This is a genomic window from Actinophytocola sp., from assembly GCF_009379765.1.
Lineage (GTDB): Bacteria > Actinomycetota > Actinomycetes > Mycobacteriales > Pseudonocardiaceae > Actinophytocola.
On the sequence record NZ_WHTD01000011.1, the window covers coordinates 22,863 to 45,926 of the forward strand.

Annotated in this window: 21 protein-coding genes and 2 pseudogenes; 7 read left to right on the forward strand and 16 right to left on the reverse strand. The window is 71.0% G+C overall.

From position 1 onward, the window contains the following. Window positions 1-18: 18 nt before the first annotated feature. The 3 genes from GEV28_RS05120 to GEV28_RS05130 all read right to left on the reverse strand — a co-directional run bounded on the left by GEV28_RS05120 (window position 19) and on the right by GEV28_RS05130 (window position 1,632). Window positions 19-504, reverse strand: a complete 486-nt coding sequence (locus GEV28_RS05120; protein ID WP_291409089.1) for a helix-turn-helix transcriptional regulator — start codon at window positions 502-504, stop codon at window positions 19-21. Window positions 505-593: 89 nt separating this feature from the next. Further along, window positions 594-1,223 carry an AAA family ATPase gene (locus tag GEV28_RS05125; RefSeq protein WP_291409187.1) on the reverse strand — a complete coding sequence of 210 codons (630 nt, stop codon included), beginning with the start codon at window positions 1,221-1,223 and terminating at the stop codon, window positions 594-596. Window positions 1,224-1,254: 31 nt separating this feature from the next. After that, a complete protein-coding gene (locus GEV28_RS05130) occupies window positions 1,255-1,632 on the reverse strand; it encodes a zf-TFIIB domain-containing protein (protein ID WP_291409091.1) in 378 nt (125 codons plus the stop codon). 79 nt (window positions 1,633-1,711) lie between these two features. Here GEV28_RS05130 and GEV28_RS05135 point away from each other — a divergent pair, with 79 nt between their 5' ends. The 3 genes from GEV28_RS05135 to GEV28_RS05145 are packed head-to-tail and all read left to right on the forward strand — an operon-like array spanning window position 1,712 to window position 4,015. Beyond that, window positions 1,712-3,571 carry a helix-turn-helix domain-containing protein gene (locus GEV28_RS05135; protein ID WP_291409093.1) on the forward strand — a complete coding sequence of 620 codons (1,860 nt, stop codon included), beginning with the start codon at window positions 1,712-1,714 and terminating at the stop codon, window positions 3,569-3,571. 10 nt (window positions 3,572-3,581) lie between these two features. Continuing rightward, a complete protein-coding gene (locus GEV28_RS05140; protein WP_291409095.1) occupies window positions 3,582-3,899 on the forward strand; it encodes a hypothetical protein in 318 nt (105 codons plus the stop codon). After that, a complete protein-coding gene (locus GEV28_RS05145) occupies window positions 3,866-4,015 on the forward strand; it encodes a hypothetical protein (protein ID WP_291409097.1) in 150 nt (49 codons plus the stop codon). The genes GEV28_RS05140 and GEV28_RS05145 overlap by 34 nt, the downstream gene beginning before the upstream one ends. Here GEV28_RS05145 and GEV28_RS05150 read toward each other — a convergent pair. Together GEV28_RS05150 and GEV28_RS05155 are read right to left on the reverse strand one after the other, a co-directional pair. Next, on the reverse strand, window positions 4,012-4,317 hold the full coding sequence (locus GEV28_RS05150) for an antibiotic biosynthesis monooxygenase (RefSeq protein ID WP_291409099.1): 306 nt from the start codon (window positions 4,315-4,317) through the stop codon (window positions 4,012-4,014). The two genes, GEV28_RS05145 and GEV28_RS05150, sit on opposite strands and share 4 nt — an antisense overlap. Window positions 4,318-4,329: 12 nt before the next feature. Beyond that, window positions 4,330-5,496, reverse strand: a complete 1,167-nt coding sequence (locus GEV28_RS05155; RefSeq protein ID WP_291409189.1) for a tannase/feruloyl esterase family alpha/beta hydrolase — start codon at window positions 5,494-5,496, stop codon at window positions 4,330-4,332. A gap of 311 nt (window positions 5,497-5,807) precedes the next feature. On the opposite strand from GEV28_RS05155, the gene GEV28_RS05160 reads away from it, so the two are divergent. Further along, window positions 5,808-6,770 carry a PHB depolymerase family esterase gene (locus GEV28_RS05160; RefSeq protein ID WP_291409101.1) on the forward strand — a complete coding sequence of 321 codons (963 nt, stop codon included), beginning with the start codon at window positions 5,808-5,810 and terminating at the stop codon, window positions 6,768-6,770. A 48-nt stretch (window positions 6,771-6,818) separates the two neighbouring features. On the opposite strand, the gene GEV28_RS05165 is transcribed toward GEV28_RS05160, so the two are convergent. The 3 genes from GEV28_RS05165 to GEV28_RS05175 form a co-directional block, all read right to left on the reverse strand. Beyond that, complete coding sequence (locus tag GEV28_RS05165; protein WP_291409103.1) at window positions 6,819-9,131, reverse strand: FtsX-like permease family protein; 2,313 nt, start codon at window positions 9,129-9,131, stop codon at window positions 6,819-6,821. A gap of 100 nt (window positions 9,132-9,231) precedes the next feature. Then, complete coding sequence (locus tag GEV28_RS05170) at window positions 9,232-9,909, reverse strand: ABC transporter ATP-binding protein (protein WP_291409105.1); 678 nt, start codon at window positions 9,907-9,909, stop codon at window positions 9,232-9,234. Further along, window positions 9,902-10,429, reverse strand: a complete 528-nt coding sequence (locus tag GEV28_RS05175; RefSeq protein WP_291409108.1) for a PadR family transcriptional regulator — start codon at window positions 10,427-10,429, stop codon at window positions 9,902-9,904. The genes GEV28_RS05170 and GEV28_RS05175 overlap by 8 nt, the downstream gene beginning before the upstream one ends. A 95-nt stretch (window positions 10,430-10,524) precedes the next feature. On the opposite strand from GEV28_RS05175, the gene GEV28_RS05180 reads away from it, so the two are divergent. Beyond that, complete coding sequence (locus tag GEV28_RS05180) at window positions 10,525-10,983, forward strand: CGNR zinc finger domain-containing protein (protein ID WP_291409110.1); 459 nt, start codon at window positions 10,525-10,527, stop codon at window positions 10,981-10,983. A 27-nt stretch (window positions 10,984-11,010) separates the two neighbouring features. Here GEV28_RS05180 and GEV28_RS05185 read toward each other — a convergent pair whose 3' ends face one another. From GEV28_RS05185 to GEV28_RS42150, 3 genes and pseudogenes are all read right to left on the reverse strand, one after another. Next, complete coding sequence (locus GEV28_RS05185; protein WP_291409111.1) at window positions 11,011-11,205, reverse strand: DUF397 domain-containing protein; 195 nt, start codon at window positions 11,203-11,205, stop codon at window positions 11,011-11,013. Further along, complete coding sequence (locus GEV28_RS05190; RefSeq protein ID WP_291409113.1) at window positions 11,202-11,852, reverse strand: DUF5753 domain-containing protein; 651 nt, start codon at window positions 11,850-11,852, stop codon at window positions 11,202-11,204. The genes GEV28_RS05185 and GEV28_RS05190 overlap by 4 nt, the downstream gene beginning before the upstream one ends. Before the next feature lie 30 nt (window positions 11,853-11,882). Then, window positions 11,883-12,128 (reverse strand): annotated as a pseudogene (locus GEV28_RS42150) (helix-turn-helix domain-containing protein); the annotation flags it as partial. 455 nt (window positions 12,129-12,583) lie between these two features. Here GEV28_RS42150 and GEV28_RS05195 point away from each other — a divergent pair. Beyond that, on the forward strand, window positions 12,584-13,216 hold the full coding sequence (locus tag GEV28_RS05195) for a hypothetical protein (protein ID WP_291409115.1): 633 nt from the start codon (window positions 12,584-12,586) through the stop codon (window positions 13,214-13,216). Between the two features lie 66 nt (window positions 13,217-13,282). Here GEV28_RS05195 and dnaE read toward each other — a convergent pair. Beyond that, a pseudogene (dnaE, locus tag GEV28_RS05200) lies at window positions 13,283-16,860 on the reverse strand (DNA polymerase III subunit alpha). Between the two features lie 154 nt (window positions 16,861-17,014). Then, the gene (locus GEV28_RS05205) at window positions 17,015-18,223 is read right to left on the reverse strand and encodes a DUF445 domain-containing protein (RefSeq protein WP_291409191.1); all 1,209 of its coding nucleotides are present in this window, start codon (window positions 18,221-18,223) and stop codon (window positions 17,015-17,017) included. 104 nt (window positions 18,224-18,327) lie between these two features. Between GEV28_RS05205 and GEV28_RS05210 the strand changes: the two genes are divergently transcribed. Further along, a complete protein-coding gene (locus GEV28_RS05210; RefSeq protein WP_291409117.1) occupies window positions 18,328-19,503 on the forward strand; it encodes a pyridoxal phosphate-dependent aminotransferase in 1,176 nt (391 codons plus the stop codon). Window positions 19,504-19,652: 149 nt separating this feature from the next. Here GEV28_RS05210 and GEV28_RS42155 read toward each other — a convergent pair whose 3' ends face one another. From GEV28_RS42155 to GEV28_RS05225, 3 genes are all read right to left on the reverse strand, one after another. Then, window positions 19,653-20,021, reverse strand: coding sequence for a CHAT domain-containing protein (locus GEV28_RS42155; protein ID WP_367115035.1), 369 nt, complete (start codon window positions 20,019-20,021; stop codon window positions 19,653-19,655). Between the two features lie 2,026 nt (window positions 20,022-22,047). Continuing rightward, window positions 22,048-22,473, reverse strand: coding sequence for a hypothetical protein (locus tag GEV28_RS05220; protein ID WP_291409121.1), 426 nt, complete (start codon window positions 22,471-22,473; stop codon window positions 22,048-22,050). After that, entirely contained in the window at window positions 22,470-23,027 is a 558-nt protein-coding gene (locus GEV28_RS05225) for a sigma-70 family RNA polymerase sigma factor (protein WP_291409123.1), read from the reverse strand. Before GEV28_RS05225 ends, GEV28_RS05220 begins: the two co-directional genes overlap by 4 nt. Window positions 23,028-23,064: the final 37 nt, after the last annotated feature.

Genomic DNA, 23,064 nt, shown 5'->3' on the forward strand with positions numbered 1-23,064 from the left:
GCTTCGTAGCCAACTCACTCACTCCTCCGGTGGGGTCCGGGTTGCGACTCCCTTACCGTCCACATCGGACCCCTCCACTGTGGACCGTGTTGCTGAGTTCTCGCGGCGGAACGACTCGTACACGTCGAGCAGGATCTGCTTCTGACGTTCGGTGAGCGTGTCGTCGGCACGCACCGCGTCGACCACCGGGCCGCCGTGCGCGACATCGAGGATGCCGGCCTGCACGTACAGCGCCTCGGCCGAGATCCGCAGACCCTTGGCGATCTGCTGGAGGATCTCCGCACTCGGCTTCCGCAGGCCCCGCTCGATCTGGCTGAGGTAGGGGTTGGACACCCCGGCGAGCTTCGAGAGCTGGCGCAACGAGATCTTGGCGGTGTTGCGCTGCTGCTTGATGTACTCGCCGATGTCCCGCCCGAGGTCGGCTACCTTGTCGGCAACCTGATCGGCGACCTGGTTGATGGCGCGACCGTGCCCGTCCTGGCCTGGCTGCTCCGGCTCACCCATCCTGGTCACCTCCTCGCGACACCACCGACGGTACGCGCGAGTGCTAGCAGTTGCAAGCACCCTGCTTGCGCAGGTGAGGATGGGTCCCGTCACACCCGATCGAGCAGTCCGCGGACCCAGATGGCCACCCGGGCGGCGGTGTCGGCGGGGGTGGCGCCGGTCGTGTCGAGGAGGGTCATCGGGGGTTTCGTGTGCGCGGCCTCGGCCCGCACCCAGTCGTTGAACCCGAGCATCTCCGCGATCCGCTCCTCGTCCCACGAGCGCCACGCCGGGCGGGACCGCAGCCGTTCCGCCAGCACGTCGGGAGCGCAGGTCAACGCCAGGTAGTGGATGCCGGCGAACAGGGCGCGCTCGGGCCACGGCGCGAACTGGGGTGGCGCGACGGTGCCGCACAGCACGACGGGCCGGCCGCTCTGCTGCACGCTCGCCGCGAGCCGCAGCCACATCCGGCGGAACGCGGCCGAGTCGCCGGTGGGATCGCGCAACGCGCCCACCCACAGCAGGTCCTGCTCCAGCACGACGGCGACATCGCCCAGGAGACCGGTGAGCAGCCGGCCGACGGTGGTCTTGCCGGTGCCGGACGGGCCGGTGAGGGCGAACAGCGGGAGGCGCCGGTACGGCTCGCGGTGTCCACATGAGACACAGACGAGGACCGCACCGGCGCCGCCGGTCAGTACGTGTGGTTCGTCGGTCCACCCCCCGCAGCTCGCGCAGATCATCGGGTTCATGCGCGCGACCAGGGGTGCCGGGTCAGTCGAACAGCTGCTCCAGGAAGCTCTTGCGGCGGCGATGCCCCCCGTGCCCGCCGTGGCCCCCATGGCCGTAGCCACGCGGGGAGTCCGGGTACCCGCCGTGGCCGTAGCCCTTCGGCGAGTCCGGGTAGCTCCCGCGGCCGTAGCCACGCGGCGAGTCGGGGTAGTACCCGCCCCCCGCCGGCGGCGGCGCGCGTCGGGTGTCCCCCTGGTAAGGCGGCGGCGCGGCGGCGGCCGCGTACTGCTGCTCGGCGTTGAGAATCGACTCGAGCTCACCACGATCCAGGAAGATCCCGCGACAACCGTCGCACTGGTCGATGTGGATGCCTTGGCGGTCCACGGTACGCATCGTGTTCTGACACTTCGGGCAAATCACACATGCAACATTACCCAGATCCCGCCGCGTACGGCCACACGGTGGTCGCCGAGGAGGCCCGAGTGACACCATGACCGGCGTGGACAGCGAGGTTGACAGCGAGGTGGACGCCGGCTCGGACGCGGTGCGCCTGCTGCTCGGCCTGCTCGCCGACGACGCGAGCGGCGAGCAGCTGGCGCACGTCGCCGTCGAGACCCGCGCCCAGCTCGACCCGGCCGGCATGGCCCGGTTGGAGCAGGCCACCGAGCTCGCGCTGCGGATCCGGCACACGCTCACCGAGCACCGCCGCCGCGAGGCGGAGCTGACCGCGCTGTTCGACACCGCGCGTGACCTGTCGAAGCTGCGCGACCTCGACGAGGTCCTGCACTCGATCGTGCGGCGGGCCCGGATGCTGCTGGGGGTCGACCTGTCGTACCTGAGCCTGAACGACGAGGCCGCGGGGACGACCTACATGCGGGTGACCGACGGCTCGGTGTCCTCGCTCCTGCCGAAGCTGCGGATCGGGCACGGCGAGGGCCTCGGCGGGCTGGTCGCGCAGACCGCGCACCCGTACGCGAGTGCGGACTACCTGCACGACCCGCGGTTCAGCCACACGACCTCGATCGACGACGCGGTCAGCGCGGAGCGCATGGTCGGCATCCTCGGGGTGCCGTTGTCCTTGGGCAGCAAGGTGATCGGGGTGCTGTTCGCGGCCGACCGGGCCCGGCGCGAGTTCACCGCCGAGGAGGTCGCGCTGCTGTCGTCGCTGGCCGACCACGCGGCGATCGCGATCGACAACGCGCAGCTGCTCGCCGAGACCCGGCGCGCGAACGAGACGATCAGCGGGCACAACCTGGAGATGCGCCGCGGCGAGGACGCGCACGACCGGCTGATGGAGCTGGTGCTGCGCGGTGAGGACCTCGTAGGGGTGGCCACCGAGGTCGCGTCGGTGCTCGGCGGCGGGCTCGTGCTGTTCGACGACTCCGGTGCGGAGCTGGCCCGGGTCGACACCGAGCCGCTCACCACGCCCGCCACGGCCATCGCGGCGTCCAGGTCGTCCGGCCGGGCCGTGCGGTCCGGGGACGAGTGGGTGTGCTCGGTGGTCGCCGGGCCGGAGCTGCTGGGCAGCCTCGTGCTGACCGGCCACGCGTCGCTGGGCGAGGCGGACCGGCGGCTGTTCGAGCGGGCCAGCGTGGTGGCAGCGCTGCTGTTGCTGCTGCGCCGGTCGGTGGCCGCGGCGGAGGACGAGGTGCGCGGCGAGCTGCTCACCGACCTGCTGACCGCGCCGTCCCGCAACCAGGCGGCGCTGCTCGCGCGCGGCCGGCGGCTGGGCATCGACCTGGCCGCCCCGCACACCGTGCTGATCGCCCACTGCGACGGGGTGACCCGCCGCAGGCTGGCGATGGCGTGCGGCCGGTACGCGACGCTGGTCGGCCTGCACGCGGAGCAGGTCGTGCTGCTGGTGTCGGACGCCTCACCACGGCTGGCCGCCAAGCTCGCCGTCGAACTCGGGTCCACAGTGGACGTTCTGGTGACGGTCGGCGCGTCCGGCCCGGCCCGCGGCCCGGTGCTGCTGGCCGCGGCGGCGGCGGAGGCGGCCCGGTGCGTGCGGGCGCTGCTGGCACTGGGCCGGGCCGGGGAGGGCGCCGCCCTGGCGGACCTGGGTTTCGTGGGCCAGCTGATCGGCGACCGCACCGACCTCGACGGCTACGTCCGCTCGACGCTGGGCCCGGTCCTGGACTACGACGCCCGCCGCGGCACCGGCCTGGTGGCGACGATGCGCGCGTACTTCGACTGCGGGACCAACCTCACCCGCGCGAAGGAACAGCTGCACGTCCACGTGAACACGGTCGTCCAACGGCTGGAACGAGTCTCCTCCCTCCTGGGCGACGACTGGCAGAGTCCGGACCGGGCCCTGGAGATCCAGATCGCCTTGCGCCTGCACCAACTCCACGAGTAGGGGGACGGCCGTGGCCTCGCCGGGGCAGCTCGAGGTGTGGGACGACCCGGAGCGCGATCCGCTGCGGGCCGAGCTCGCGGCCGTCACCGAGGAGCTGGCCGGTGCGCGGCTCGAGCTCGCCGACCTGACCACTCGGCTCGCCGGGTTCACCCGCTTCCACGACCGGCTGATGGCCCAGCTCTACGCCGAGCTGCTCGACCACGCACCCGGAGCGGAGCGCTCCGCCGACCACGCGTGCGACTTCGGGGGCATCCGCTACGAGGTGTGGCGCAGCCCCGAGATCAACCGGGAGCCGTGGACTTCCATCTCCCGTGGAACGTCATCCTGACGCCGCTGGCCTCGCTTCCCTACCGCGAGCAGCTCGACAGGGCCGAGCTGCTGCGCGAGCACTTCGGGGCGGTGGGCCTCGACGCCGAGATCGCCGCCAACCGCGACGATTCCTAGAGGTCGACCGCCACGTCGTGGTGGGTGACCTCGTCGTCCCAGTGCGACAAGGCCTCCCTGGCCGCGTCCTCGACCACCGCGCGGTTCGGATGGTCCCCCGCGAAGCCCCGCACCGCCTGCATGCTCGTGAAGAACGTGATCGACGTGAAGGCGACCTCGTCGCCCTCGACCCGGCGCAGCAGCCGGGCCCCTCGGAACCCGTGCACGCCCGTGAGGTGCACGGACACCTCGTCCTCGTAGTGCCGCTGGTACTCGTCCGCTCGGTCGAGCGGCGCCCAGCCCCGCCACAATCGTGCTATCACAACCGAGTCATATCACCGCCGCAGCCACGACTCCAGCTCGTCGAACGCGGAACGGAAGTGCGGGGCGATCGGCTCCAGCCGGTCCGGGTAGACGTCGACGAGCCCGTCGACGTGGTTGCCGTTCTCGATGCGGTGGTAGCGGTGCAGCCCGGCACGACCCTCGCCCTTGATCATCTTGGCGTAGACGTCGGAGTCCTGGCTGATCGGCAGCAGCGTGTCCAGCGTGCCGTGCAGGGTGATCAGCGGCTTGCCGATGCGCCCGGTGAGCCCGATCCGGTCGACCGCCCGGTGCGCCGCGCGTGGCCGGGAGGCGTAGTCGTAGTCGGCGTCGCAGGTGGGCGTTCCGCTTGCGCAGTACGGGATCCCGGCGTCGAGGTCACCGTCGAAGGCCGGGTCGAACTCCTCGCGGTAGGTGCGCTGGGTGAAGTCCCAGTAGACCTGGTTGTGGTACGCCCACAGGAACTCCGAGCCGGGCGCGAAGCCGGCGTCGAGCATCGCCTGGTGCGCCGTGGGGTCCCCGGCGGCGTAGGCCGGGTAGGCACGCATGGCGGCCGGGAGGAAGTCGAACAGGTTCGGCCCGGACGTGCGCCAGAGCGTGCCCTCCCAGTCCACACCGCCGTCGAACAGCCCCGGGTTGTTCTCCAGCTGCCAGCGCACGAGGTAGCCGCCGTTGGAGATGCCGGCCGCGATGGTCCGCGCTGGGAAGCGGCCGTACCGTTGCGCGACAACGGCTTTCGCCGCGACGGTGAGCTGGGTGACCCGGGTGTTCCACTCGGCGACGGCGTCGCCGGGGCGGCGGCCGTCGTGGTAGAAGGCGAGCCCGGTGTTGCCCTTGTCGGTCGAGGCGAACGCGTATCCCTTGGCCAGCACCGAGTCCGCGATCGCGCGGTCGTTGGCGTACTGGCGCCGGTTGCCCGGGGAGCCGGTGACCACCAGCCCGCCGTTCCACCGGTCGGGCAGCCGCAGCACGAACTGGGCGTCGTGGTTCCAGCCGTTGTTCGCGTTCGTGGTCGAGGTGTCCGGGAAGTAGCCGTCGAGCTGGATGCCCGGCACCCCGCTGGGCCGGGACAGCCCGACCTGGGTGAGCCCGGCCCAGTCGGCCTCCACGGTGTGTCCTGACGCGACGGTGCCGGCGGTGGTCAGCTCGTCGAGGCACGCCGCCTGCTGGCGCTGGGCCATCGGGACGTGCAACCGGTCGATCCGGCCGCAATGGCCGCCGGTACCACCGTGTCCACTATGGATGGTGTCGGCGGTGGCGACCGTGCCGGACATGGCGAGAACGGCGGCGGCCAGTACGGCAACCCGGGCGATCATGGCGAACCTCCCTGCGCGACGCTGCGAGCGCAACGCTAGGAGCCACCCGAGCCGGGACATATACCTGCCACCACCACAATCCGGTCGCCGAATGTGGTGGCCGGCCCCCTGCTCGGCGGGCCCCCGAGCACCTAACGTCGAAGCGGAAAGTGATGCCGATCACAGCGAGGTGCGGCATGAAATCCCTGCTCACCGCGGCAACGGTCGCGGCAACCCTCATCGCCGGTCTGCTGACCGGCGCCACCCCCGCCACGGCGGCGAGCATCGTCGAGGTGACCGGGTTCGGCGCCAACCCTGGCAACCTCAAGATGTTCCGCTACACCCCGGACGGCCTGCCCGCGGGCCGGCCGGTCGTCGTCGCACTGCACGGCTGCACGCAGAACGCGGCCGGCTACGGCACCGGCGCCGGCTGGGTCCAGCTCGCCGACCGGTGGGGCTTCTCCGTCGTCCTGCCCGAGCAGCAGCCGGGCAACAACTTCAGCCGGTGCTTCAACTGGTTCCAGCCCGCCGACACCACCCGCGGCCAGGGCGAGGCCGAGTCGATCGCGCAGATGGTGCGCCGCACGATCACCGACAACGGCGCGGACCCCGCCAGGGTGCACGTGACCGGCCTGTCCGCGGGCGGTGCGATGACCGCGGTGATGCTCGCGACCTACCCGGACATGTTCGCCGGCGGCGGGGTGGTCGCGGGCCTGGCCTACCGGTGCGCGGCGAGCATGATCGACGCGTTCTCCTGCATGTACCCCGGCAAGAACCGCACCCCGGCCCAGCTCGGCGACGCCGTCCGCGGCGCGAGCCAGCACCCCGGCCCGAGGCCGACGGTGAGCATCTGGCAGGGCAGCGCCGACTACACGGTGGCGCCGATGAACGCCACCGAGCTGATGGAGCAGTGGACGAACGTGCACGGCATCCCGGCGACGCCGACGAGCACGGACACCGTGGCCGGCTACCCGCACGCGGTCTACGCGAGCGGCGGCCGCACCCTGGTGGAGACGTACACGATCACCGGCATGGGGCACGGCCAGCCGCTCGACCCGGGCACCGCCGACGGCCAGTGCGGCCAGGCCGGCGCCTACCTGCTGGACGTCAACATCTGCGCCGCATGGCACCTGTCCGGCAGCTGGCACCTGGCCGGCTGAGCGCACCGAAACGGCGCCGTCGCACCCCCCGCGACGGCGCCGTTCGCGTCACTCGGTGCGCAACGACGTGAGCCGGGTGGCGCTGCGCAGGAACGGCAGCGTCATCGCGGTCACCAGCACCGACAGCAACGCGGCGCCGGCGGCAAGCAGCCCGACCCCGACCCAGTCGATGGCCAGCGTCTGCTCGGCCAACCGCACGATCAGCGACGCGAGGCCCACCCCGGTGAGCACCGCGACGGCCACGCCCAGCGCGATCGGCAGCGCCACCTGCCACAGCAGCGACCGGGCCAGCACCCCGCGCTGCACCCCGCTCGCGGCGAGCACGGCCAGCGGCCGGCGCCGCTCCCGGATGTGCTCCAACGCGAGGACCAGCAGGCTCACTCCGGCCAGCATGAGGGTGAAGATCGAGCCGACGTAGAGCCCGTTGCGGACGGAGACGAACGTCCGCTGGCTGGCGGTCAGGTCCTCGTTCGTGCTGTAGGAGTAGACGTAGACGCTCGGGCCGAACGCGGCCACCGCGTTGCGGACCCGTTCCATGTCGTCGGCGCTGATGTCGTCGTCCACGGAGGCCAGGACCGACGCGTAGTCGCCGGGCAGCGTCAGGTCACCGAGCGCGGCGGGGGTGAGGACGAGCGTCGAGTAGATCCGCGAGTGCTCCGCCAGGTCGAACGAGCGCAGCCGGGTCGGCGCGGTCCAGGTGGCGACGACGTCGTAGTCGCTCATGTCGGGGTCGGCCGTCTTGAACTGGCGGAACTCGAGCTTGTCACCCGGCTTGACCACGGGACCCCTGTCGGACACGGTGAAGGCCTGCCCGTCGGCGCAGTCGCTGACGCCGGCGAGGTCGCGGAGCGCCGGGCAGTCCATGATGCTCAGGTACTGGTTGTTGCCGCTGTCGGGCGCCGCGCCCGGCACGTAGCCGGTGGCGAACCGCACGACGTGCGTGTCGCGTACCGCCGCCACGGTGCCCAGGTCCGCGGCGACCTCGTCCACGATCGACGAGTCGGTGGACGCCTCGACCGTCGGCCGCTCACCCAACGCGGTCCCCGGCAGGCCGACCTCGGCCTCGACGGTCATCAGCACCGTCTGCAGCGCGATCGCCCCGGCCAGCACGACCGCGACGCCGCCGACGACCCGCGCCGACGTGCCGCTGTCCAGCTGCAGCCGGCGGATCGCGAGCTGCCAGGACGACGGCCCGCCCTCGATCCGGCCGGCCACCCGCTCGACCAGCCACGGCAGGAGCACCGGCACCCCGATCAGCAACAGCGCCGCACCGGCGGACACCGCGACCGCCCAGGTGTCCGAGGCCTCGCTCGCGCCGCCGCCGGTGAACAGCAGCGCCACCCCGGCCACGATCAGCAGCAGCCGCCACCACACCCGGCGGCGCACCGGCTTGACCTGCCGGACCACGCCGAGTGGCTCGATGATCGTGCGGCGCAACGCGAACAGCGCGGTGAGCACGGCAAGCGCCGGGATGGCGAGCACGATCAGCACGACCTGCACCGGGTCCGGCACGACGTCGCTGCGGTACACGCGCAGGCCGAACAGCTCCACGTGCTCCGCGTACTGCCGGAGCAGCAGGAACACCGCGGCGCCGAGCACGAGCCCCGCGACCGCGCTGACGAGCGACTCGGCCGCGGCGATCCGGCGCACCTGCCGGGAGCCGGAACCGACGAGGCGCAGGGCCGACAGCCGCCGGTCGCGTTCGGCGCCGGCGATCCGGCTGGCCGAGCTGACGAAGATGAACACCGGCAGCAGCAGCACGACCGCCCCGATCAGCACCACCAGCAGCACGTCGGCGGGGAGCGAGCGGTCCTCGCCCGAGCCGCCGAACCGGTACACCGGGAACGCGTCCTGCACGTCGGCGAAGCTCGCGTCCATCCCGACGAACACGGACAGGTCACCGGGCTCGGCGACCATCTCCTGGCCCATGACGCCGACGATGTCGGCCGGGAACCGGGGCCGCAGCAGCTCGCCGTCCGGCGAGCGCAGCAGTTCGGCCAGCTCCGGCGAGACCACGACCTCGCCCGGCCCGGGCAGCGCCGTCATCCCGGCCGGCACCGGCGGGTTGTCGCCGTCGGCGTAGACGTAGGCCACGTCGATCGACTCGCCACGGAACTCGGTGGGGTTCTGCTTGTAGTACACCGGGTCCACGCCGGGGATCTTCGCGTCCGTGGTGACCGCGTCCGCCGAGCTCCGCTGCTGGTGCTGGGCGACCATGTTCCCCACCGACGCGCCGACCAGCAGCACGGTCACCGCGATCGCGATGCCGATCGCGCTGAGCACGAACCTCGCCAAGGAGGTCCGGCCACCCCCGACAGCCAGCCGGACCCCCAGGGCGAGGTCGCTCACCCACCCCCTCATGCTGCCCCCTCCTCCGCTCCGTGACGCCGGAACGCTCCGCAAGCTCCGCACGCTCCGCTCACGCCGCATGAGTGCTGATGGTTCGCTCCGCAAGCTCCGCTCACGCGAACTCCACCTGCCGGGTGTGGCCGTCGCGGACGATGACCTCGCGGTCGGCGTAGGCGGCCACCCGCGCCTCGTGGGTGACCAGGATGATCGCGGCGCCCGTCTCCCGGGACGTGTCGGTGAGCAGCCGCATGACGTGCTCGCCGTTGAGGGAGTCCAGCGCGCCGGTCGGCTCGTCGGCGAAGATCACCCGCGGGCCGGTGACGAGCGCGCGGGCCACCGCGACCCGTTGGCCCTGGCCGCCGGAGACCTCGCCGGGCCGCTTGGCCGCGACGTCGTCGACCTCGAGGCGGGCGAGCCACTCGCGGGCCTGGCGCTCGGCGTCCTTGCGCTTGCGGCCGCCGAGGCGAAGCGGCAGCGCGACGTTCTCGATGCAGGTGAGCTCGGGCACGAGCTGGCCGAACTGGAAGACGAAGCCGAACTCCGTGCGGCGAAGGGCCGAGCGCGGCACGTCCGGCATGGCGCCCAGGTCCTTGCCGGCGTAGCTGACCGTGCCGCCGTCGGGCTGGATGATGCCGGCCAAGCAGTGCAGCATCGTCGACTTGCCGGAGCCGGACGGCCCCATGACCGCGACGACCTCACCGGCCCGCACGGATATCGAGGCGCCGTCGAGGGCCTTGGTCGGCCCGAACGACTTGACGATCGCGTCGGCCTTGAGCAGCGGCTCAGTCATGCCGCACCTGCCTTCCGAGGTCGGCGAGGCGCGCCGCGGTGAGCTCCAGCCAGCGCAGGTCGGCCTCGAGGTGGAACAGGGCGTGGTCGCAGATGAGCTGGTCTGCGAGGTCGCCGCCGCGCTTGCGGTTGGTGAGCTCGCGCATGGCGCGCAGGTGGGCGGCGCGCTGCGTGTCGAGCACGTCCTCGGCGCTCCGCGCGGACAGGAGCGCGATGACGACCTTGGTGTAGAGCGTGCTCTGCATGTAGAGCTCGGGCTTCTCGGGCGTGGCGAGCCAGTGCTCGACGTCGGTGACGCCCTCGGCGGTGACCGCGTAGCGCTTGCGGTCCGGGCCGCCGCCCTGCTCGACGCCCGACTCCTCGATGAGGCCGTGCTTCAGCAGCCGGGACAGGGTGGCGTAGACCTGGCCGTAGTGCAGCGGCCGGTCGTGGCCGAAGTGCTCGTCGTAGGCGCGCTTGAGGTCGTAGCCGTACCGTGGCCCGTGTTCCAGAAGGCCCAGCAACGTGTGCCCGATTGACATGCCGGCCACAGTACACAGGGTGTATAGCTGCGACCTATACACCCCGTGTTTAGCATGTTGAACTGCGGTTTTGCCTAGCGCTTTACAGTGGTGTCGTGACCACCACGGACGTGGACCTGGTGCTCGACTTCCTCAACACGGTCGACGTCGGGAAGGGCACCGACGTGCTGGCCGACGAGGTCGCGTGGCCCGCGTGGCTGGCCGCGCACGACCTGACCGCCGCGACCGGCGTCCTGGCCGCCCGCGTGGCCCTGCGGTCGGCGGTCGGCGACTCCCCACCCGCGCCCTCGGACCTGTCGACGCAGGTCACGGTGTCCCTGTCGGCGGACGGGCCGCACCTGGTCGCCGGCGACGTCGTCGGCGCGGTGCTGGCCGCGGCGACCCGGCTCGTCGTCCGCGGTGAGTGGGACCGGATCAAGATCTGCCCGGCCGCCGACTGCCGGTGGGCGTTCTACGACCGGTCCCGCAACCACTCGCGGACCTGGTGCTCGATGCGCGTGTGCGGCAACCGGGAGAAGGCCCGCGCCTGGCGAGAGCGGGCCCGCGCGGAGTAGGGCCCGCTCCCGACTCGTCGCCGTGCGTCAGTCGGTCGTCGACTTGATCATGTCCAGGAATAACGCTGCCGCGTCCGTGCCGAAAACCAGCGTCGGCCGCTCGGCGCGGGGCAGCGCATCCTGCTTGGTGTCGCGGTAGCCGACCGCGCTGTCGCTCCACCCGGTCTCGACACACGCGGAGTTGTCGGCACTGCGCGTGGACTTGCGCCAGTTGTTGATCACTGGAGGTCCTTTCTCACCCTGGCGATGAACGCCCGCGACCGCTTCGGGTTGAGCGTCAGGTGGCGGAGATGGTTCACCACCATCCCATAGTCCTCCACGGCCTCGGGATTGTCGTAGTAGTAGGCGGCTCGTCGCGTCTCCTCGTACGCGACCCGCCAATCATCGTCGAAACGGAGCAGGAAGAACGCACCCTTGAGCGCCGGATGCACGCCCACCTCGCGCGGGATGACCTGGAAGTTGATGTTCGGGCGTTCGGTCATCGCTAGCAGGTGGTCGAGCTGGCCGGCCATCACCTCCGGGCCCCCAACCGGCCGGCGCAGCGCCTGCTCCTCGATGACACACCACAGCTCCGCCGGGTTGGCGTCGCGGGTAATCACGGACTGCCGTCGCAGACGCAACGCCAGGCTCTCCACGATGTTCACGCCCGGCGTGATGGAGGCGTGGTAGGCGATGAGCTCGCGGGCGTATGCCTCGGTCTGCAACAGGCCGGTGACCAACATGGGCTCGAAGACTTCGATGCTTGTCGCGACCGCCTCCAGGCCGAGGAACAACTCGAAATCGTTCATCGAAGAGGTGGCCTCGACCTCCTGCTGGACGGTGCCCTGCTGGTTCGGCTTGAGCTTCGCGACAGCGAGCAGGTCGAGCATCACCGGCACCCGGTCTCTTCGCCCGAAGAAGTCCAACAAGACCTCCAACGCCGGCCGCGACGGGAGGTTCTTCCCGCTCACGAGGTGGGTGAACCCGACCCGGGACATCCCGAGCCGCTCACCGGCCTGAGCGTGTGTCTTGCCGGCTTGTTCGCACAGCCGGTCCAACTCGTAGCGAAGCACTCGCCGGGCCACCTTGGGGCCGAAGGTCACCTGCACGTCGCAATCCTCCTCGTAGCACACACACCGTAGCCGTAACGGGAATACCCCAGGCACAGCAGGCCATCGTTACCCGTTCCGAGTGAACATTCCAGAGATGGTGTTATCAGCTATTGCGGAACATGTTACTGATCACCACTATGTTCCCTAGGGCACCAATAAGCCCGACGACTGCCAGGAGGTCCGCATGAGCACTCCCGTATGCACCCGCGCCGGTCCAGGCTCCAGCGGTCTGGTCGCTGCCGGGTCGCTGCATGTGCGCCACCCACTCCTAGTGGTCACCACCGGAAGTACGCCGAGGGTCTCGACGGCCCAGCTTCCCGCTGGCCGCGTTGTCGGAAGGCCCAAATACAACCCGGTATGAGGACCTTCCTCCGCCTTGCCAGCGGAAACCTGGATCCGCCGATACCCCCGACGAACTTCCGGTGGCAACCACTAGCTCTGCGGCCCTGCCATGGTGCCCGGCCTGCCGTCCAGAACTGCGACCCACCAGAGAGATTGCGATCTACCGAATGACCGACAGAATTCAGGAAATCACCGCGGCCGGCCGCAGGATCGTCGCGCCTTACATCACGCCGTGGACCGGCGAGGAGGAACCCTCGCGAACGGTGGTGGAACACCGGCTCGGCATCGGATACTCGGACGAGGTGTTGGGTGACCGGGACAGCAGAGGCGTGCTCTGGCACACCCACGCATCCTTCCCAGGCCGCGGTCGGCCGAAGTTCGGTGAGATGCACCCGCAGCGGCAGCGGCGCGTCATGCGCAAGCTCCTGTGTCAGGTGTGCGCAGGCCCAGCCGACCAGAGCGACGAAGGTGTGCTGTGGCTACTCCCGGACTTCCGCGACGACTGGCCGGGCTGGCCGACGAGGATGGGGCTCGACGAGCCGCCGGTGTGCCGTCCGTGTCTGCGGCTGTCGGTTCGGGTTTGCCCGGCGCTGCGCCGTGGTGCGGTGGCCATTCGGGCGCGCGGCTACCCGCTGTGCGGCGTGTACGGCGCGGTGTACTCCCGCGGCCCGAACTCGCTGGTTTCCCGCGACGTTCGAACGGTCGCGTACGAGGACCCGGCAATCCGATGGACGCGCGCCGGACGCCTGCTACGCGAGCTGCTCGACTGCGAGATCGTGCCGTTCGACGAGGTGATCTAGCCGCATGCCATATCTCAACCGAAGGCTGATCCGTACCTGGCTGGAGGGCCACGATGTCCTGGCCGCTCACTGGTCCTGCCGGACGACCGAGACACCGCTGATGCCCTTCAGCTCACCCACGAGCGCCGAGGTCACCGCGACCGGGTACTCGTCGAGCGCGAGCGTCGTCTCTTTGCCAGGCGTGCACAGGACCAGGCGGACCGGTGTCCGGCCCTTGTGGGCAGTAAGCGTTCCCCTCAGCTCCGTGGCAACATCGTCATTGAGCTTGTCCGCCTGGACATGCATGATGAACGCCAGATCATCGACCGGATTGCTCTCCGCCTCGCTGATGTCGAGCGGGATCACCCCGGACCCGAATACCGACATGCGGTCCTCGCGCCAGTTCACCCGGCCCTGAACGGCTACCGCGCTGTCCGGTACGAGGTCGGTGTGGAGCACCGAGTAGGACTTCGCGAAGAAGAGCACCTCGATCGATGCGTCGAGGTCTTCGAGGGTGACGATCGCCCAAGGCTCACCTTGCTTGTTGACCCGCCGGTCGACGGACGCGATCATCCCCGACACGACGATCTCACCCTCCTTCGGCGCCTCGTCGAGGACCGCCGCGATCGGCTTGGGGGCGTGCTTACGAAGTATGCGCTGCGCGCCGTCCAGCGGATGCGCGGACACGTAGAGGCCGAGCATCTCTCGCTCGTTGGCCAGCAGTTGCTTTCGGGCCCACTCCTCGACGCCGAGCTTGAGGTGCGCGAGCGGCGACGCGTCGGACGATGGGGCCTCGTCACCGGCGCCGAAGAGGTCGAACTGCCCCATCGCCTCCTGGCGCTTCAAGCCGGTGACCGCTTCCACAGCCTCCTCGTGCACCTGAACCAGCGACAACCGAGTGTGCCCGAACGAGTCGAACGCCCCGGCCTTGATCAAGGACTCGATGGTGCGCTTGTTGCAGCACACCAGCTCGGCCTTCTCCAGGAAGTCGGTGAACGAGGTGAAACTGCTCTTCTCCTCCCGCGTGCGGATGACCGAGTGCACCACGTTCGCGCCGACGTTGCGGACGGCGCCGAGGCCGAACCTGATGTCACCCCCCGCGGCGGCGAAGTACAGGCCGGACTGGTTGATGTCCGGCGGCAGCACCTTGATGCCCATGCGGCGGCATTCGGCGAGGTAGATCGCGGATTTGTCTTTGTTGTCACCGATCGAGGTGAGCTGCGCGGCCATGAACTCGGCCGGGAAGTTGGCCTTGAGGTAGGCCGTCCAATAGGACACCAGGCCGTAGCCGGCGGTGTGCGACTTGTTGAACGCGTACCCGGCGAACGGAAGCATCACGTCCCACAGGGTTTGGGTCGCCGCCGCGGAGAAGCCGTTGCCCGTCATCCCGGCGCGGAAGCCCTCGAACTCCTTCTCGATGATCTCCTTCTTCTTCTTGCCCATCGCGCGGCGAAGGAGGTCCGCGCCACCGAGGCTGTACCCGGCAAGCTGCTGGGCGATCGCCATGACCTGCTCCTGGTACACGAGCAGGTGGTAGGTCTCCCCGAGGATCGGATCCAGCGCGTCGTTCAGCTCGGGATGGATGGGCTTGATCTTCTGCCGCCCGTTCGAGCGCTCGGCGTAGTCGATGTGTGCGTTGGCGGCCATCGGACCTGGCCGGTACAGGGCGAGAACGGCGGCGATGTCGCCGAACTTCTTCGGCTGCATCCTGCGCAGCAGGTCGCGCATGGCGCCGCCGTCGAGCTGGAACACGCCGAGGGTGTCGCCCTTGCCCAGCAGCTCATAGGTTTTCGGGTCGTCCAGCGTGAGCGTGGCGAGATCGATGTCGATGTCGTGGTTGGCCTTGACTTCCTTGATCGTGTCGTCGACCACCGTCAACGTGCGCAAACCGAGGAAGTCCATCTTCAGCAGACCGATGTCCTCGCAGGACGGGAAGTCCCAGCCAGTGATGATCGATCCGTCGTCGCGCTTCCACAGCGGGATGACGTCGAGGAGCGGCTGCGCGGAGAGAATGACCGCGCAGGCATGCACACCGGCGTTTCGCGTCAGACCTTCCAGGCCGCGCGCGGTGTCCATGATCTTCGCCACCTGCGTGTCGGACTCGACCAGGTTGCGAACCTCGGTGGCTTCGACATAGCGCTCGTGCTGCGGGTCGAAGATGCCCGACAGCGGGATGTCCTTGGCCGCCACCGGCGGTGGCAAGGCCTTGGAGATCCGGTCAGCGATGGAGAACCCCGGCTGGCCGTGCAACACCCGAGCGGCGTCCTTCAAGGCCGCCTTGGTCTTGATGGTGCCGAAGGTGATGACCTGGGCGACGTTCTCCGCGCCCCACTTGTCGACCGTGTACTCCATGACCTCGCCGCGCCGACGCTCGTCGAAGTCGAAGTCGAGGTCGATGTCTGGCGGGCTGACCCGTTCCGGGTTCAGGAACCGCTCGAAGATCAGGCTGTGTTCGATCGGGTCGAGGTCGGTGATCTGCAGGATGTAGGCCACCAACGACCCGGTAGCCGAACCTCGGCCGGGCCCGACCGCGATCTTTCTCGACTTGGCCCACCGCACCAGGTCGCCGACCACCAGGAAGTAGCCGGGAAAGCCCATCTGTGAGATCACGCCGAGCTCGAAGTCGATGCGCTCCTGGTAGCCCGGGGGCAACCCGTCCTTGAACCGGTCCGGCGTGTACTGCTCCACCTCGCGGCGAAGCAGCAGATCCTCGGTCTCGCCCTCGGCCAGCGGAAACCGCGGCATCCGGTCTACCTCGGCGAACACCTCACCGTAGGACTGGACGCGTTCGGCGATGAGCAGCGTGCTGTCCGCCGCGCCGGGCACCTGCTGATCCCAGTACGCGCGCATGTCCGCGGCCGACTTGAGGTAGTACCCGTCGCCGTCGAACTTGAACCGGTTGGGGTCGTCCAGCGTCTTGCCGGACTGGACACACAGCAGTGCGGCGTGCGCTTCGGCCTGGTCCTGCGTGACGTAGTGGCTGTCGTTGGTGGCCAGCGGCCGCAGGTCGAGCTTGCGCCCGATCTCCAGCAGGCCGTCCCGGACGGACTGTTCGATCCGCAGCCCGTGATCCATCAGCTCGAGGAAGAAGTTCTCGTGGCCGAACATGTCGCGGTAGTCGGCAGCCGCTTGCAGGGCCTCGGCGGACTGGCCCAGCCGAAGGCGCGTCTGCACCTCGCCAGAGGGACATCCGGTGGTGGCGATGATCCCCGTCGCGTGCGCACTGATCAGGTCTCGGTCCATCCGAGGCTTGCGGTAGTAGCCCTCGAACGAAGCCAGGCTGGACAGCCTGAACAGGTTGCGCAGGCCCGTGGCGTCGGCCGCCAACATCGTCATGTGGGTGTAGGCGCCGCTGCCGGAGACATCGCCGCCCTCGCCGAACTCGTCAGTGCCGCGCTGGTTGGCCTGCCCCCAGAAGATCGGCTTCTTGTGATACCGGCTGGCTGGGGCGATGTACGCCTCGATACCGATGATCGGCTTGACGCCGCTGTTGCGCGACTGTCGGTAGAACTCGGCGGACCCGTACATGTTGCCGTGGTCGGTCATCGCGACGGCCGGCATACCCAAGCGTTGCGCCTCGGCGAACAGCGGAGCAACCTTGGCCGCACCGTCCAGCATCGAGTACTCGGTGTGAACATGCAGGTGACGAACGAGTCCCCGGACACCGACTGCAACCTCCCAAACACCTGGTCGACGAGCTGTCACGGCATCGCCTGCCGGGTCGCGACCACCTACCCTAGCCATCCCGAGGGCTAGGACGTCGGCGCAACACCGGGGCCGGTTCAACCTAGGTCGGACCACCGACAAGACCTCGGCGGCTCAGAGGATGAGCTGGGCCACCGTGTAGATCAGCAGACCCGCGAGCGCGCCGACGACCGTGCCGTTGATCCGGATGAACTGCAGGTCGCGGCCGACCTGGAGCTCGATCTTGCGGGAGGTCTCCGCCGCGTCCCAGCGCTGGACCGTGTCGGTGATCAGCGTGGTGATCTCGTCGCGGTAGTTGAGCACGACGTACGAGGCCGCGCCCTCGACCCAGCTGTCGACCTTGTCCCGGAGCGAGTCGTCGTCGGTGAGGCGGGTGCCGAGGGAGATCAGGCCCTCGCGGACCCGCTTGCGCAGCTCGCTGGACGGGTCCTCGGCCGCGTCGAGCAGCATGGCCTTGGCGGCGGACCAGGCCGAGCCGATGACGTTCTGCACCTCGGGGTGGTCCAGCACCTGCTGCTTGACCGCCTCGGCCCGCTGCATGGTGGCCTCGTCGGTCTGCAGGTCCTGGGCGAACTCGGCGAGGAACTTGTCGATCGCGAGCCGCATCGGGTGGTTCGGGTCGGTCTTGACCAGCCACGCGAACGACAGCACCTCGCCGTAGACCTTGTCCGCCACCATCGAGTCGACGAACTTCGGCGACCAGGTCGGCGCCCGGTCCGACACGACCCGCAACACGGCGGTGTGGTTGCCCTTGACCCACTCGTAGGCCCGGTCGCACATCAGGTCGACGAGCTTGTGGTGCGCGCCGTCGGCGAACACGCCGGACAGCAGCTTGCCCAGCGGCGGCCCCCACGGCACGGCCACCGCCCGGCGCACGACGGCCTGCTCCATGACGGCCTGCACGTCCTCGTCCCGGAGCACCGCGACCACGCCGCGCACGACGGTCGACAGCTCCGCGGTGACCCGGTCGGCGTTGGCGGGGTGGGCGAGCCACCCGCCGAGCCGCCCGGTCACGCCGACCCGGCGCAGCCGCTCACGGACCACCCGCTCGGACAGGAAGTTGGTGCCGACGAACTCGCCGAGGCTGTCGCCGAGCGCGTCCTTGCGGGTGGGGATGATCGCGGTGTGCGGGATCTTGATGCCCAGCGGGTGGCGGAAGAGCGCGGTGACCGCGAACCAGTCGGCGAGCGCGCCGACCATGCCCGCCTCGGCGGCGGCCTTGAGGTAGCCGACCCACGCCGGGGCGCCCGCCGACTGCCAGAACGACGTCGCGAGGAAGATCACCGTGGCGCCGAGCAGGAACGACAGCGCCACCAGCTTCATCTTCCGCAGGCCGCGCTGCTTCTCCGCCTCACCCGGTACCGGGGCGCTGTTCACCGGGGCTGTCAGTTGCCGCACACGACCATTGTCCGTGAGGATGCGTAACCGTGCGCCGGAATGCCTTGGTCCCCCGTCTCGAGCCGTTCACCTCGACGATCTTCGCGGAGATGACCGCGTTGGCCGCCCGGACCGGGGCGGTGAACCTGGGCCAGGGCTTCCCCGACACCGACGGGCCGCCGTCGATGCTCGCCGAGGCGCAACGGGCGATCGCGACCGGGGTGAACCAGTACCCGCCCGGCCCCGGCCGGCCCGAGCTGCGGGCGGCCATCGCCGCCCAGCGCGCCGCGGTCTACGGCACGTCGTTCGACCCGGGCTGCGAGATCCTGGTGACGGTCGGCGCGACCGAGGCGATCGCCGCGGCGATGCTCGCGCTGGTCCAGCCGGGCGACGAGGTCGTGCTGTTCGAGCCCTACTACGACTCGTACGCGGCGTCGGTGGCGCTGGCCGGCGCGACGCGGCGGGTCGTGTCGCTGGTGGAGGAGCCCTCGGGTCGGTTCGGCGTCGACCTCGAGGCGCTGCGTGCGGCGATCACGCCCCGCACCCGGGTCCTGCTGATGAACTCACCGCACAACCCGACCGGCACCGTCTTCACCGCCGCCGAGCTCGCGGGCATCGCCGAGCTGTGCGTGGAACACGACCTGATCGCGGTCACCGACGAGGTCTACGAGTGCCTCACCTACGACGGCGTGGCCCACATCCCGCTCTGCACGCTGCCCGGGATGGCCTCCCGCACCGTGACCATCTCCAGCGCGGGGAAGATGTTCAACTGCACGGGATGGAAGATCGGCTGGGCGTGCGGTCCCGCCGAGCTGGTGTCGGCGGTGCGGGCGGCCAAGCAGTTCCTGACCTTCGTCGGCGGCGCACCGTTCCAACCGGCCGTCGCGCACGCCCTGGCGCACGAGTCCGCGTGGGTCTCGGCCCTGCGCGACGACCTCGCGGCGAAGCGGGACCGGCTGGCGGCGGGCCTGACCGAGGCGGGCTTCGAGGTCCGCCCCAGCGCCGGGACCTACTTCGTGTGCGCCGACGTGCGACCGCTCGGTTTCGCGGACGGGTCGGAGCTGTGCTGGCAGCTGCCGGAGCGCATCGGCGTGGCCGCGGTCCCGGTCCAGGTGTTCACCGACAACCCGGCACGGTGGCGGCACATCGTGCGGTTCGCGTTCTGCAAGCGCGACGAGGTCCTCGACGAGGCGATCGAGCGGCTAGCCCGCCTCCCCGGAATTTAATGTGTTCCTTGCGTTCCGGCGGATGGTGCCGGTTGGCGGGGTGGTTGGTGGTTGCGTGGCGTCACGGTCCCCTGAGGTTGCGTTTTGGCGGTGGGGGGTTTGTGCCAAGCCACGTCAAGTTGCGTACGCGACGATCCACGGGGCATCCGCTAACCGAGGCACCCGAACCCGAGGTGCCCGTGCGCCCGCTGCGCCTCGGCGAGGGCGGCCGCCACGCCGAGGCCCGCCGCGAGCCGCTCGTACAACCCGGCCATGAGTCGGGTGGCGGCGGCGTCGGGGACGGGAGTCGTGCTGGCCACCAGGGCGGTGCCGCGCCGGAGCAGGACGGCCGCGAGCCCGATGAGCCCACCGCGTGCTCCCTCACAGGCGGAGAGGACGAGCAGCCGGGGCGGCTCGGCGAGCCGGTCGAGGTCGTAGGCGTAGAGCGGACCGTCGGCGAGCTCGACACCCGAGAACATCGGGCTGTCCTCCCTGAACCGGCAATGTGCCGCGATGTGCACCAGCTCCGCCCCGTCCATGGCGGCGAGCACCGGGTCCACCCTCGATCGTCGCTGCCCACCCCAGCGCCGGTGCAGCTGACGGATCTCCCGGTCGGCGTGCTCCAGGTTCGGCCCGGCCACCCAGACCCGCCGTCCCGTGCCCGGTGTCCTCGGTTCCCACGCGCCGGCGGACGGCACGACCGACACCGGCCTCCCGACACAGCTGGGCAGCGCCGCCCACGGCAGGTCCCGCAGCTCCCCGGCGGGCACGACGACCAGTGCCCGATCGCCGAGGAGCGGCCGCACCGGCGCGAGGAGGGTGCGATCGAGCCGCTCGGCGGCCAGCCGCTCGGCCGAACCACGCACCCCGGCCGCGAACCGCAGGGCATCGACGTGGTCGGCCAACCGCCGGCCTTCCCGAGCCGGTGCAGCCGCGCCCTCCGGTCGACGACCGAGACGACCCCCAGCTCCCCGTCAGCTACCCAGTAGCTGAGCAACGCCGTCGCGCCGAGCCGGTCGAGCCCGTCGAGCCGCGACTCGGCGCGACTCGGCGTGGACCCCTTGGCGCCGAAGGACAGTCGCCGAACCGCCTCCTCCAGCGCGGCAACCCGTCGAGGTGCCCCGCCGCGCGCGTCCCGCAGCTCGACCAGCGCCGCCCGCAGCGCCGGATCCTCCGGCGGCCGCACCGGCGCGATCCGCGACGCGGCGATCCGGCCCCGCTCGACCCAGGCCAGCACGGTCCGCGGGTCGCCGGCCCGCACCGCCGCGCCGAGCCCGGTCCTGGCCAGCTCCGCGGCAAGCCCGGCTACCCCGGCCCGCAACTCCGGCGCCCCCATGCCGGCGGCGTACCGATCGACGACGCCGAGCCCGGCTCGGCACGCCGGCAGGACCGACCGCCCGTCCAAGGCGGCAAGCCGGGCCCGGGCCAGCCACCCGGCAGCCCGCAAGGCGGCCGGCCCACGCACCCGCTCCCGCTCGACCGCGCGAAGCAGCCGCCGAGCGACCCGAGGCTCCGCGACCTCGGCAGCGGCGACCCGCAACCAGGCCGCCTCCAACCGAAACCCGTACCGCTCGGCTCGCGCGGCAACGAGCCCGGCCTCGGCCGCGGACGCGCCGGCTCGCTCGGCGAGGTGGATGCGGAGCTCCAGCGCGCGGGCGGCGGTCACCCAAGCGGCCCTGCGCTGCCCGCGAAACAGCGCCGACGCGCGGCGGGCGGCGTGCCGGGCCATCGGGAGGTCGCCCGCGCGAAGGGCACATTCCCCCAGCGCCAGGCATGCCTCGGCCAGCCGCAACCCACGACCGGCGTCATCGAGCAGCGCCGATGCCCGCGAGAGGGCCTCACCCGCGTCCGCGACGAGGCCACCGGCCAGCAACGTGTTCGCGCGGTCCACCATGGCCTCTGGCGCGCGCACGCCGGCCCGCTCGGCCTCGTCGAACAGCGACAGAGCCCGAGGGATGTCACCGGCCTGCGCGGCGACGAACCCGCGGTTGTGCAGGCAGGAGGCGGCCCGGTCCGACTCCCCGCGAGCCGCGCAAAGCCGTTGCGCCGCGGCGAGATCCGCCTCGGCGGCGGCCAGCCGGAGCTGCAACGACCGCACCACGCCCCGGCCGACCAGCCCGTTGGCCTCCCACCGGATGTCACCGCGCCGGCGGCTGGCGACGATCGCCGAGGTGAGCACCGGAACCGCCCGGTCGTAGTCCCCGCCGACGCACAGGTTCAGCCCCCGGACGCACCGCGCCCGCGCCGCCAACGCACCCGGCAACCGGGCCGGCAGCGCCGCCAGGTACCGCTCGCTGGCGTCCAGATCCCCGCGGTTGTGCTCGATCCACGCCAGCAGCAGCCCCAACTCCGCCCGATGCCCGACCGCGGCGCCGAACGCACGCAGCGCCACCCGCCGAGCGGTGGTGAACTCACCCAGCTCCACCCACGCACTCGCGGCGGCGTGCCGCGCGGCCACCCGGGTGGCCGCGTCCGCCCGCCGGCCCGCCAGCACCGCACCGGCCCGCCGCAGAGCGAGCTCCGGATCCACCAGCGCGAGGTCGACCAGCTCTCTCCCGGGCGCGGTCACGGGGTGAACCACCGAGTCGCGCGTGGGCTCCCGGCCGGTTCCACCAGGACCAGGCGGAGCGGGCCGGCCGGAACGCCGGTGAACCTGAAGTAGCCCACCTCGTCCGGCTCCGCCGTGGCCCGGCCGTCGGGCCAGTGCAGGTCCACCCGGGTCGACGGCGGGGCGAGGCCGGTCACCGCCAGCAGCGCGCGGTGCCGGCGCAGCTCCAGGTGCACCGCCGCCGGTTCGGCGGGGCGGCCGAAGCTCATTCGGCGGGTGCCCTCGGACCGGAGCAGTGGCTCGGGGAGCGAGACCAGCCAGTCGATGTTCACCAGGGCGCCTGCCGCCTCGGCGGCGGCCAGCACGGAGGCCGGGACCGGGTCGGCCTCGCGGAGGAGCCCGGCCAGGTCGGCCAGCAGGGCGCGGTCGGAGAGCCAGGTCATCCCGCGGACTCCTCACGGATGTCGTGAACCGCCAGGCGGCGGCGCAGGACATCCAGGCACCGCGTGCGGGTCTGGCCGACGCTGTTCACCTTGATCCCCAGTGCCCGGCCCAGCTGGGCGTACGTCAGGCCCGGTGCGTGCGCCAGCAAGCTCAGCAGGGCGCGGCAGCGCTCGGGCAGCGACTCGAACGCCTGCCACAAGACGCGGTCCCGGGCCGAGCGCAGGACGACCGGCTCCGGGCCGAGCTCCGGGGTCTCGGGAGCGTCGAACCAGTCCGCCGGGATCTCCCGGCGGTGGTGGGCCAGGACGTTCAGGCACTCGCGCCGGGCGGTCGTCGCGATCCATCCGGCCAGCCGATCGGGGTTGCGCAGCTTTCCCAGGTTCTCGGCTGTCGCCATCCAGGTGTTCTGGGCCGCGTCCGCCGCATCGGCCGACGTCAGGCGGTGTCGTCTCGCCACCGACCACACCAGCGGCGCGTACTCGCGGACCAGCTCGGACCAGGCCGCCTCGTCCCCGGACAGGACGGCGAGCACCAGCTCGCGTTCGGTAGTCATGCCATCTCCCTCCGTGTCCGGAGGGTCGGACGAAGCC